This is a genomic window from Variovorax sp. V213 (assembly GCF_041154455.1).
In the GTDB taxonomy this organism is placed as follows: domain Bacteria; phylum Pseudomonadota; class Gammaproteobacteria; order Burkholderiales; family Burkholderiaceae_C; genus Variovorax.
In genome coordinates, this window is record NZ_AP028664.1 from 2,329,778 (window position 1) to 2,341,368 (window position 11,591).

The 11,591-nt window shown below is 67.1% G+C and carries 10 protein-coding genes; 3 read left to right on the forward strand and 7 right to left on the reverse strand.

The features are described 5' to 3' along the window. The first annotated feature begins 62 nt into the window (after positions 1–62). Positions 63–1,010, forward strand: coding sequence for an adenylate/guanylate cyclase domain-containing protein (locus ACAM55_RS11150; protein WP_369656057.1), 948 nt, complete (start codon positions 63–65; stop codon positions 1,008–1,010). Between the two features lie 13 nt (positions 1,011–1,023). Here ACAM55_RS11150 and ACAM55_RS11155 read toward each other — a convergent pair whose 3' ends face one another. The 5 genes from ACAM55_RS11155 to ACAM55_RS11175 form a co-directional block, all read right to left on the reverse strand. Next, positions 1,024–1,383 carry a response regulator gene (locus ACAM55_RS11155; protein ID WP_369656058.1) on the reverse strand — a complete coding sequence of 120 codons (360 nt, stop codon included), beginning with the start codon at positions 1,381–1,383 and terminating at the stop codon, positions 1,024–1,026. Between the two features lie 76 nt (positions 1,384–1,459). Next, positions 1,460–2,680, reverse strand: a complete 1,221-nt coding sequence (locus ACAM55_RS11160; RefSeq protein WP_369656059.1) for an ATP-binding protein — start codon at positions 2,678–2,680, stop codon at positions 1,460–1,462. Then, positions 2,670–3,275, reverse strand: a complete 606-nt coding sequence (locus ACAM55_RS11165) for a chemotaxis protein CheB (protein WP_369656060.1) — start codon at positions 3,273–3,275, stop codon at positions 2,670–2,672. The genes ACAM55_RS11160 and ACAM55_RS11165 overlap by 11 nt, the downstream gene beginning before the upstream one ends. Next, positions 3,272–4,054: a protein-glutamate O-methyltransferase CheR gene (locus ACAM55_RS11170; protein WP_369656378.1), complete on the reverse strand. Its 783-nt coding sequence runs from the start codon at positions 4,052–4,054 to the stop codon at positions 3,272–3,274. The genes ACAM55_RS11165 and ACAM55_RS11170 overlap by 4 nt, the downstream gene beginning before the upstream one ends. Positions 4,055–4,122: 68 nt before the next feature. Continuing rightward, the gene (locus tag ACAM55_RS11175; RefSeq protein ID WP_369656061.1) at positions 4,123–7,617 is read right to left on the reverse strand and encodes a response regulator; all 3,495 of its coding nucleotides are present in this window, start codon (positions 7,615–7,617) and stop codon (positions 4,123–4,125) included. Positions 7,618–7,754: 137 nt separating this feature from the next. Between ACAM55_RS11175 and ACAM55_RS11180 the strand changes: the two genes are divergently transcribed. Both ACAM55_RS11180 and ACAM55_RS11185 read left to right on the forward strand, forming a co-directional pair. After that, entirely contained in the window at positions 7,755–10,097 is a 2,343-nt protein-coding gene (locus ACAM55_RS11180; protein WP_369656062.1) for a helicase C-terminal domain-containing protein, read from the forward strand. Further along, positions 10,084–10,692, forward strand: a complete 609-nt coding sequence (locus ACAM55_RS11185) for an alpha-ketoglutarate-dependent dioxygenase AlkB (RefSeq protein ID WP_369656063.1) — start codon at positions 10,084–10,086, stop codon at positions 10,690–10,692. The genes ACAM55_RS11180 and ACAM55_RS11185 overlap by 14 nt, the downstream gene beginning before the upstream one ends. Here the strand turns inward: ACAM55_RS11185 and ACAM55_RS11190 are convergent. After that, a complete protein-coding gene (locus tag ACAM55_RS11190) occupies positions 10,656–11,342 on the reverse strand; it encodes a UdgX family uracil-DNA binding protein (RefSeq protein WP_369656064.1) in 687 nt (228 codons plus the stop codon). The two genes, ACAM55_RS11185 and ACAM55_RS11190, sit on opposite strands and share 37 nt — an antisense overlap. Positions 11,343–11,386: 44 nt before the next feature. After that, complete coding sequence (locus ACAM55_RS11195; protein WP_369656065.1) at positions 11,387–11,575, reverse strand: hypothetical protein; 189 nt, start codon at positions 11,573–11,575, stop codon at positions 11,387–11,389. Positions 11,576–11,591: the final 16 nt, after the last annotated feature.

Sequence of the window (11,591 nt, forward strand, 5' to 3'; positions counted from 1 at the left end):
CCTTCCGTGGCTTCTAATACGGAACCACGAGCCGCTACGCCACCATCGAGTTCCTTCAAAGCATGGGTGTCAATTCCACAATTGTTTTCGCAGACCTGACCGGGAGTTCCAGGGTTTTTGAAGCCATGGGAAACGCCCGGGCCACGGAAACGGTGACGCGCCTGACCCAGTGGATCGGAAGCATCTGCCAGGCCCACGGCGGCAGGGTCGTGAAGTCGCTGGGCGATGGAGTGTTCGCGATCTTCTCGAATGCCGCCGCGGCCACGCATGCGGTGATCGAACTGCAGCGCTACCACCAGAAGCGCCTCATGGCATGGCCGGTACCGCTGCGCATGGCGCTGCAGATCGGCGTTGCAAGCGGCGAAGTTCTCGAGGTCGAGGGCGACTGCTTCGGCGATGCGGTCAACCTTGCGTCGCGCCTGAGCGACCTGGCCGGGCCTGGCCAGATCTGGGCGACCGACGCCGTCATCGCGCAGTTGAGCGAGGCGGTGGTGCGGCATCGCGACCTGGGCCTCATCACCATCCGCGGGCGCAGCGAAATGTCGGCCGTTCACCGCATCGACTGGCAGGAGGAGTTGACATCGTTCCTGACGGTGCCGGCCGCGCTGACGCCGCTTCGGCTGCCCGATTCATCCTTCGGGCAGATCGAGCTGGCATGGCTCGACGTGCGCTCCATGTTCCGCACCGAAGAGCTTCCGATCCATCTCGGGCGGGTGAACGACGCACAGTTCGTGGTCAACGATCCGCGTGTTTCGCGGCTGCATGCGCGCATCGAACTGCGGCAAGGCAGCTGTGTTCTGACCGATCTCAGCACCTACGGCACCTGGGTCCGGTTTCACGGCAACGGCGGGCCCAGCAATGAAATCGCGCTGCGGCGCGAGGAATGCGTCCTGCATGGCAGCGGCGAGATCGGCCTGGGCGCACCGCTGAGCGATTTCACCGCGCCCACCATCGCCTTCAATACCGCCGGTGCCGAGGTGCTGCTCTCGCGCCGCGAGGTCGCCCGCTAGGCGCCGCTGGAGCTCAGTGCGGCGCCGAAAGGATCGCGGTCAGTTCGGCGATGTCGATCGGCTTCTGAAGATGGTGGTCGAACAGCTCGCGCGCGCCCGTGCCGGCAGCGTCTTCCGCCGAGAATCCCGATATGGCGACGAGCAGCTTCGGGCTGCCTTCTCCCGTGGCTGAGCGTAACCGCCGCGCCACCTCGGTGCCCGGGAAGTCGGGCAGCGTGAGGTCGATGAGCGCCGCATCGAAGCGCTCCACCGCAGCAGCATCCAGGGCCTGCTGCGCCGTGTAGGTGCAGCGGGCGGTATGGTCTTGCAGTGTCAAAAGCTCCTGCAGCAGGTCTGCCGCGGCCACGTTGTCGTCGACGATCAGCACATTCACTGGGACAAGCCTTGATCAGGAGAGAAGGAATCTTCGAGTATCCCGGTCCATCGCGCCCTATGCCGTAGGAGGGCACCTACGCCCGCGCTTGCGTTGCAGTCTTTGCCTCGGCCTGAAGCGGCAGCTCGACCCGGAACAGCGCACCCTCGCCGGGCGTGCTTTCCACCTCGATGCGCCCGTTGTGCAGGCCCACGATCTTGCGCGTGATGTAGAGCCCGAGGCCCAGGCCGGAGGCATGCTTGCGGCTGTCGTCGGTGCGCTCGAACTGCTCGAAGATGCGTTCCTGGTCTTCAGGCGCAATGCCGATGCCCTGGTCGCGCACGGTAATGCGCGCGACGCCCCCGGCCTCGCTCACCGTGATCTCGACTGGCTTGCCGCGGCCGTAGCGCAGCGCATTGGTCAGCAGGTTGGTCAGCACCTGTTCGATGCGGAACTCGTCCCAGACGCCCCGCAGTTCGCCCGGCGCTTCGAGTGCAATCACGGAGCCCGCGGCCTCGGCCTGCTGCCGCAGCCCTTCCACCACCGCCCGCGCGAGAGCGGCCAGGTCGACCGGCTGGGACTGGATCGACAGCGCATCCCGCCGCATGCGCGTGACGTCGAGCATGTCGTCGATCAGCCGCACCATGTTGCGAATCTGCCGCTGGTCGCGCTCGATCATCGCGGGCAGGCGATCCGGGGCGAAGGCCTCCAGCTTGCCCTTCGACAGGTGCAGCTGCCGCAGCTGCGTTTCGAGGTACAGCGTATTGAGCGGCGTGCGCAGCTCGTGCGAAACCATGGACATGAAATCGTCCCGCATGCGCACCGCGTGTTCGAGCTTGCGCTGCGTTTGCCGCAGCTGCTCCACCAGTTCTTCCTGCTTGTGGTGGGCGGCCGCGAGTTTTTCCATCTCCTGGCCGAGGGCCTTGCGATGGCGATGCAGGTCGACGAACACGGTGACCTTGCTCGTGACCGCATGCGGGTCGAGCGGCTTGTGCAGGAAGTCGACCGCGCCGCTCTCATAGCCCTGGAAGGCGTAGTTGAGTTCGCGGCCCGCCGCGCTCACAAAGATGATCGGGATGTGCCGCGTGCGCTCGGTGCCACGCATCAACTCGGCCAGCTCGAATCCGTTCATGCCGGGCATCTGCACATCGAGAATGGCGAGGGCAAATTCGTGGTCGAGCAGCAGCGCCAGGGCCTCTTCGGCCGAGGTCGCACGGTACACCGCGCGCCCTGGCCCGCGAATCAGGGCCTCGAGCGCAAGAAGGTTCTCGGGCAGGTCATCGACGATCAGCAGCTTGCTTTCGACGTCAATGGACATGGGCAGACTCCAGTTGCAAGAGCAGGGCGCGAAGCTCGCGCAAGGGAAGCACGTGATCGGGGGAATGGAGTGCAATGGCCGCTTCGGGCATGGTGGAAATCTGGGCTTCGTTGGGGTCCTGGACGGCGGTGATGCCACCGGCCAGATGAATGCGCTGCAGGCCTTCGGCGCCGTCGTCGTTCGCGCCGGTCAGCAGAAAGCCGGCCAATGCCGGCCCGTAGGCGTCGGCTGCGGAGACCATCAATACGTCGATCGAAGGCCGCGAAAAGCGCACCGGCGGCTCGCAGCTGAGCGAAAAGCGTCGGTCGCGCTCGATCGACAGATGGTAGCCCGGCGGCGCGAAGTACACGTGGCCGGGCGCGAGCGGCATCTTGTCCGCGGCCTCGTGCACCGGAACCCGCAGGCGCTCGGCGAAGATCTCGGCCAGGTGGCTTTCATGCCCTTCGGGCAAGTGCAGGACCACCACCAGCGGAAGATTCCATGGCACAGGAAGGTCGTGCAGCATCCGCAGCAGAGCCTCGATGCCGCCGGCGGAGGCGCCGAGCACCACGGCCTCGATGCGCTTGGGCGGAGATTGCACGGCGTTCGGTTTCATGTGGCCCTGCGGTAGATGCGCTCCGGCTTTGCATGCGCATCGAAACGTTCCGAATAGCTCGAGAAATCGATGCTCTCCTTGGCACCCAGGCCCAGAAAGCCGCGGTGGCACAGCGAGTCGTGAAACAGGCCCAGCGCGCGGTCCTGCAGCTCGCGGTTGAAATAGATGAGCACATTGCGGCAGGACACGAATTGCGTCTCGGCAAACACGCTGTCGGTGGCCAGGCTGTGGTCGGCAAAGATGACGTCGGCGCACAGCGAGGGGTCGAAACGCGCGGCCTCGTAGGCGGCCGTGTAGTAGTCGGAGAAAGAACTCCGGCCGCCAGCGCGCTGGTAGTTGGCCGTGTAGCCCCGAATCGACTCGATGGGAAAGATGCCCTGCCGCGCCTTCTCGAGCGAAGCGGGATTGATGTCGGTCGCGTAGATCTGCGTGCGCGAGAGCAGGCCTTCTTCGCGCAGCAGGATCGCGAGCGAAAACACCTCTTCGCCGGTGCTGCAGCCCGCCACCCACACCTTCACCGAGGGGTAGGTGTGCAGGATGGGCACCACGTGCTGGCGCAGCGCGAGGAAGTAGGCGGGGTCGCGAAACATCTCGCTCACCGGAATCGTCAGGTATTGCAGCAGCCGGCTGAAGAGCCCCGGGTCGCGCAGCACTTTTTCCTGCAGGGCCGAAATGCTCGGAAGCCCCAGCTGCGCCAGCGCATGCAGCACGCGGCGCTTCTGCGAGGCGACGGTGTAGTTGCGGAAGTCGTAGCTGTACTTGAGGTAGATCGCCTCCATCAGCAGCCGCAGTTCGATCTCCGTATTGCTCAGCGGAGACGGCAGGGGTGGCGGCGTGGCGGGGCGGTTCACAGCCGCTCCATTTTCGGCATCCACACGCGCAGAAGCGAGAACAGGCGCTCCAAATCCACGGGCTTGGCCAGGTAGTCGCTGGCACCCGCGGCCAGGCATTGCTCGCGGTCGTCCTTCATGGCCTTGGCGGTGATGGCGATCACGGGAAGCTTCTCGAAGCGCCGGTCGGCGCGCAGCCGGCGCGTGGCCTCCAGGCCGTCCATCTCCGGCATCATGACATCCATCAGAACCAGGTCGATCTCGGGCACCTGCTCGAGCTTTTCGAGCGCCTCGCGGCCGTTGCGGCCGATCTCGACCACCGCGCCGCGCTGCTCCAGCGCACTCGTCAGCGCAAAGATGTTGCGCACGTCGTCGTCCACCAGCAGGATGGTGCGGCCCTCGAAGATGCGGTCGCGTCCGCGCGCGGCCTTGAGCATGCCCTGGCGCTCGCTGGAGAGCTCGGCCTCCACCTTGTGCAGGAACAGCGTCACCTCGTCGAGCAGGCGCTCCGGCGAGCGCGCGCCCTTGATGATGATCGAGCGCGAGTAGCGCTGCAGCTCGGCTTCCTCCTCGCGCGTGAGGTTACGCCCGGTGTAGACGATCACCGGCGGGAACGAAACGATTTCTTCGGCCGCCATGCGCTTGAGCAATTCGCCACCCTGCATGTCGGGCAGGCGCAGGTCGGTGATCATGCAGTCGAACACGCGCTTGCGCAGCAGGGCGAGCGCTTCTTCGCCCGAGCCCACGGCGATGATCTCGATGTCCTCGTCGCCGATGAGCCGGATCACGCTTTCGCGCTGCAGCGCGTCGTCTTCGACCAGCAGCACGGTCTTGACCTTCTGCGTGAGCTTTTCCTCGAGCCGGGCGAACACCTGCGTCAGCTCGGCGCGGGTGGCCGGCTTCTGCGCATAGCCGATGGCGCCCATGTGCAGCGCGGCGGCCTGCGCGTCGTCGGCCGCCGACACCACGTGGATCGGAATATGGCGCGTCTCGGACGAATCCTTCAGGCGCTGCAGCACGTCCAGGCCGGTGCTGTCGGGCAGGCGCATGTCGAGCAGGATGGCGTCGGGCAGGAGCTGCTGCGCCAGCGCGAAGCCGTCTGCCGCGCCGTGCGCCACCAGGCAGCGGTAGCCCAGCTCGTGCGCCAGGTCGTAGAGGATGTGCGCGAACTGCGGCTCGTCCTCGATCACCAGCACCCGGCGCACCTGGTCGCGCGGCAGCTCGCGGTCGTCGGAAAACTGGGGCGCCGGCACCACCACCGGCGGCGCCGGCGCCGCTGGCACGGCACGCGAAGCGGGAGCGCGGGAGGAGGGCGCGCGCGCCGAAGCAGCCTTGGCGGGGGCCGCGGCGGGCGTTGGTTGAGAGGCCTGCGGTGCCACCGCCGGCAGCTGCAGGGTGAAGGTGCTGCCCTGGCCGGGCTGGCTCTGCACCGCCAGCGTGCCGCCCAGCAGACGGGTCAGGTCACGCGAGATCGACAGGCCCAGGCCGGTGCCGCCATACCGGCGGCTGGTGGTGCCATCCGCTTGGCGGAAGGCTTCGAAGATCAGCTCTTGCTGCTCGGGCGCAATGCCGATGCCCGAGTCGGAGACCGCAAACACCGCGCCGCCGTCGGGTGCGGCGGAAACCACCAGCGCCACCTCGCCGCTGTCGGTGAACTTGAGCGCATTGGACAGCAGGTTCTTCAGGATCTGCTCGACCCGGTGGCGGTCGGTCGCCAGAGACGCAGGCACATCCGGATGCATCGTCAGCTTGAAGCCCAGGCGCTTTTCGGCGGCCAGCGGACCGAAGGTGCGCTCCAGGCTCTGGGCCAGCTTGCCGGGCGCCACGTCTTCGATCACCACTTCGAGCTTGCCCGCCTCGACCTTCGAGATGTCGAGGATGTCGTTGATCAGCGTCAGCAGGTCGTTGCCCGACGAGTAGATCGACTCCGCGAACTTCACCTGCTCGGCGCTCAGGTTGCCCTGCGGGTTGTCGCCGAGCAGCTTGGCCAGGATGAGTGCGCTGTTCAGCGGCGTGCGCAGCTCGTGCGACATGTTGGCGAGAAATTCCGACTTGTAGCGGCTGGCGCGCTGCAGTTCGTCGGCACGGTCCTCGAGGTCGCGCTGCACGCGGCGCAGGGCGGCATTGCGCTGGTCCAGCGCTTCGGTGCGCTCGGAGAGCTGGCTGTTGGTCTGCTCCAGTTCGGCCTGCTGGTTCTCCAGCATGGCTTGCGAGGCGTGCAGCGCGCGCGACTGTTCCTCGAGTTCCTCGTTGGCGGTGCGCAGTTCTTCCTGCTGCACCTGCAGTTCCTCGTTGAGCTGCTGCGTTTCGGCCAGCGCGTCCTGCAGCTGTTCGCGGTAGCGCGCCGCCGCAAGGGAAGCACCGATGTCCTCGGCCACCAGGTCGAGCAGTTCGCTGGTTCGCGCATCGGGCGCGCCGGGCAGTCCAAGCTCGACCACGCCGTTCACGATGCCGTCGCTGGACACCGGCACCAGCAGCACGGCCGAGGGCGCCATCTCGCCCAAGCCCGAATTGACCTTCAGGTAGCCGGCTTGAATGGGCTCGATCAGCATGCGGCGCCTCTCGGCCGCGGCCTGGCCGACCAGGCTCTGGGTGGGCGAGAACACTTGCGGCGATGCCTCGGCTTCCATCGAGAAGCCGTAGCTCGCGGCGCGGCGCAGCGTGCCATGCCGCTCGCGCACGTACAGCGCACCAACCGCGCTGCCCAGGCGCCGCGAGAAGAACGCAAGCACCTTGCGGCCCAGGTCGTTCGCGCTCAGCTCCCCGACCAGCTCGCCCACCATCTCGGTTTGCGCGCTGCGCAGCCAGGCCTGCTGCGCCAGCCGCTCGGCGTGCGTGGCCTGCTCCTTCAGCACCGCGTCATAGCTGTCCGAAAGCCGCATGAGCTGCCGCCGGCCGAAGTAGGCCACCATGCCGGTGAACACCAGCGTGAAGAGCAGGAACACGCCCACCACCAGCCAGCTGGTGCGGTTGGCCTCCTCGTTGCGCTGGAAACGCAGGCCTTGCTGGGTGTCCATGAAGGCTGTGAACTCGGCGCGCATGTCGTCGCTCAGCCGCTTGCCCCGGCCCTGCCGCACCAGCTGCTGGTAGTCGCCGCCGTCGCGGCGCGCGGCAATCATCTCGCGCGCGAATTCATTCCATTCCGTTTGCAGCGCCGCGATGCGTCCGATCCGCTCGCCTTGCTGCCTGTTGTCCGAAACCTGCCCCTGGAGTGCCTCGATGTCGCCCTTGATCCTTGGCAACGCGCTCTGGTAGGGCTCCAGAAAACTTTCCTCGCCGGTGATGAGGAAGCCGCGCAGGCCGGTTTCCATGTCGATGGTGCGGCGCTGCAGTTCGCTGGCGTTGCGCACCACGCGGTCGGTCTGCTCGACCCGGCTGATGGCCGAAAGCAGAAACACGATCAACCCCACGAACACCAGCGCGCCGATGAGGCCGCCGAGCAAAGGCCATTTCAGGTTGCGGCTCAGCAGGCGCTCGAAATCATCAGGGTCGATCGCAGTGGGGGTTTTCATTCGAACAGGTTTTGTAAGCAAAAACTTTTCAAGTCTTGCCGAAATCCGAGGTCCTTCGTGTCAGAGAAGGCCCCGACACGGTTCTTGCGGCACATGTTTGGCCGGGTCGCTATACTGTTGTTTTATACAGCATCGCCGTGACCACGGATCTTTCCACAAAGCCGCAGGCGGAGCCGCCCGATGCCCGCACAGTGTCCGTCAAGGCGCTGTGCGCCTTCGGTGCGAAGGCGGGCGACCTCGACCTGCGTTTCGTGCCCGCGCCCAGCGCGCTCGAGGGCATGGCCGGCCATGCGCTGGTGCAGGGCCGGCGCGGCGAGGCCTACCAGAGCGAAGTAGTGCTTGTCTCGCATTGCGGCTCGCTCAAGGTGCGCGGCCGGGCCGACGGACACGACCCGCGCGAGCCGCGCGTCGAAGAAATCAAGACGTTCCGCGGCGACTTCGACGCCATCCGCGGCAACCACCGCGCACTGCACTGGGCCCAGGCCCGCACCTACGGTTGGATGCTGTGCGAGATGCACGGCCACGACCAGATCACCGTCGCGCTGGTGTACCTCGACCTCGGCACCGGCGAGGAAACGGTGCTGGAAGAGCACCACACCCGGGCTGCGCTGCAGGCGCACTTCGAGCTCCTGTGCGCACGCTACAGCGCCTGGGCGCAGAGCGAAGCCGCACACCATGCCGTGCTCGACGATGCGCTGGGCCGTCTCGATTTTCCGCATGGCAAATTCCGCGCCGGCCAGCGCGAGCTGGCCGAGGCGGTGTACCGCGCCGCGGTGAACGGACGCTGCCTGATGGCGCAGGCGCCCACCGGCATCGGCAAGACGATGGGCACCATCTTTCCGCTGCTGAAGGCGCGCGCCGCGCGAAAGATCGACAAGATCTTCTTTCTCACCGCCAAGACCTCGGGCCGTGCCGTGGCGCTGGATGCCTTGCGCGTGCTGGGGGAAGGGTGCGCCCAGGTGCGCGTGCTCGAGCTCACCGCGCGCGAGAAGGTTTGCGAATACCCCGACCGGGCCTGCAACGGCGACTCGTGTCCGCTGGCCAAGGGCTTTTACGACCGCCTGCCCGCCGCACGCGAAGAGGCCGCACGCACCGCCCGGCTCGACCGGCAGGCGCTGCGGCAAATTGCGCTCGCGCACACCGTGTGCCCCTATTTCCTTGCGCAGGAGATGGCGCACTGGTCCGACCTGATCGTGGGCGACTACAACTACTACTTCGATGGCAGCGCCTTTCTCTACGCCACCATGAAGGACGCCGACTGGCGCGCGGCCGTGCTGGTCGACGAGGCGCACAACCTGCTGGAGCGCGCCCGCGGCATGTACACGGCCCAGCTCGACGGCCTGGCACTCGAAGAGGCCCACCGCGTGGCGCCCGCATCGGTGCGCGGCGCACTCGGCCGGCTGTACCGCGAATGGGACACGGTGCAGCAATCGCAAACCGAGGCCTACGACACCGCCGACGAGATACCCGAGCGCTTCGCGCGCACCCTGCAGGCCGCCAATACGGCCATGGGCGAGTACTTTGCGGCCACGCCGGACGCGGTGCAGGGGCCGCTGCAGCGCTTCTTCTTCGACGCGCTGCAGTTTGCCCGGCTGGCCGATTCCTTCGACGACCATTCGGTATTCGAGCGCACGCTGGGGCCTGCCCATGACCAGCAGCAGCGCAGCCTCGCCATCCGCAACCTCGTACCCGCACCGTTTCTCGAACCCCGCTTTGCCGAGGCCGCGTCGGTCACCTGTTTTTCAGGCACCTTGTCGCCCTTCGGGTTCTATCGCGATGCGCTCGGCCTCCCGTCGGAAACGATGCTGCTTGACGTGGCCTCGCCGTTCCAGGGCCAGCAGTTGCGCGTCGAGGTGGCCACGGACGTGTCGACCCGGTTCCGCGACCGAGCGGCTTCGCTCTACAGCGTGGCCGGCATCATCGGTGCCCAGTTCGAGCGCCTGCCCGGCAACTACCTCGCGTTCTTCAGCAGCTTCGACTACCTGGAGAAGGCCTGCGCGGCCTTCCTCGCCAGGCACCCCGGCGTGCCGGTGTGGACGCAGACGCGCGGCATGGCCGAAGCCGAGCGCCACGAGTTTCTGGCGCGCTTCGAGGAGGGGGGCCGCGGCATCGGCTTTGCCGTGCTCGGCGGCGCATTCGGCGAAGGTATCGACCTGCCCGGCAGCCGCTTGATCGGCGCCTTCGTCGCGAGCCTGGGCCTGCCGCAGCACAACGCCCTGAACGAGATCACGCGCGAGCGCATGCAGGCACGCTTCGGCAAGGGCTACGAATACACCTACCTTTATCCGGGCCTGCAAAAGGTGGTGCAGGCGGCCGGCCGCGTCATCCGCACCGAGCACGACGAGGGCGTGCTGCACCTGCTGGACGACCGCTTTGCACGCGCCGAGATCCGCGAGTTGCTGCCGCCGTGGTGGGACTTGCGCCTGGGTGGCTTCACGCGCGCCAGCAAGGAAGGAGACGACGTCGATGCGGTCCGCTAGCTACGTCCAGTTTGCCGACGAGCCCGACCTGTTCGGCGAGGCGCCCACGGCCGCCATCGAGGGGCTGCGGTACGAGCGCGAATTTCTCACGCGCGCCGAGGAAAGCGAACTGCTGCGCATCGTGCAGGGATTCCAGCTCCGCGAAATGCGCTACAAGGAATACACCGCCCGGCGGCGCGGCATCAGCTTTGGCGGCAGCTACGACTTCGACAACCACCGCCTGCGGCCGGGCGCACCACTGCCCGAGGTGCTTCATCCGGTGCGCGAGCGGGTGGCCCGATGGATGGGCATGGCGCCCGAAGACTTCACGCATGTGCTGTTGTCCGAATACAGGCCCGGCACCCCGCTCGGCTGGCACCGCGACGTACCGGAGTTCGAAGACATCGCCGGTGTTTCGCTGCGCAGCAACGCCGTGATGCAGCTTCGGCCGTATCCGCCAGCCAGCGCCGCCGCACCCGCGAGCCTTCAACTGCTGATCGAGCCGCGTTCCATCTACATGCTGCGCGGCGAAGCGCGCTGGGCGTGGCAGCACAGCATCGCGCCGACCGAGGCGCTGCGCTACTCCATCACCATGCGCACCCGCCGGCGCGCATGACCACCCGCGGCGGAACGTGGAGCCGGTTGTCTTGCCGCGGCCTTTTTCATCAGGCTCGACGCCACGGACAGGTCCTTGAGCCAAGCTTCCCACGCGGCCTCCCGTTGCGCGGGGTCGCCGCGCAGCAAGGCGGAGGGGTGCAGCGTGACCAGCACGCGCCGACCGGTCGCCGCATCTTCCAGCCATTGGCCACGCTCCTTCATGACCGCGACGGGGCGGCCCAGCAGGGAGCGCGCGGCCGTGGCGCCCAGCGCAATGCAGGCGCGCGGCTGGACGAGTTCCATCTCGCTTTCGAGCCAATGATGGCAGGCTTCGGCCTCCCGCTGGCCCGGTGTCTTGTGGATGCGGCGCTTGCCACGCAGTTCGTATTTAAAGTGCTTCACCGCGTTGGTCACGTAGAGCTTGTCGCGTGACCAGCCGAGCTCGGCCACGGCGCGGTCGAACAGCTTGCCCGCAGGGCCGACGAAAGGGCGCCCCACGAGGTCTTCCTTGTCGCCCGGCTGCTCGCCCACCACCATCAGCACCGCGCCGACCGGCCCTTCGCCGAACACCGACTGCGTGGCATGCGCGCCCAACGGGCATTCCCGACAGGCATCGGTGGCCACGCTGAGCGCCTTCAACGCGGCGGTGGCTTCGTTGCGATGGGACACGGCGGCCAACCCCGCGTGCCGGTGGTGTTCAGGCCGTCCCGGAGTCAGTGGTTGGAGCCGCCCCGCCGGGCCTGATTCTGGTTGCTGCTGCCGACATGGCTCTCGCGGTCATGGCGGCTCTCTACGGTCCGGCGTGGCTCGTTGCGGGGCGTGGGGCTCTGGTGGCCAGCCTTGTTGTGCTGAGGGGGCAACGAACCGCGCTCGTCGGGCGTGTTGGGGTTCGTCTTGGACATGGGCTGCTCCTTCAAA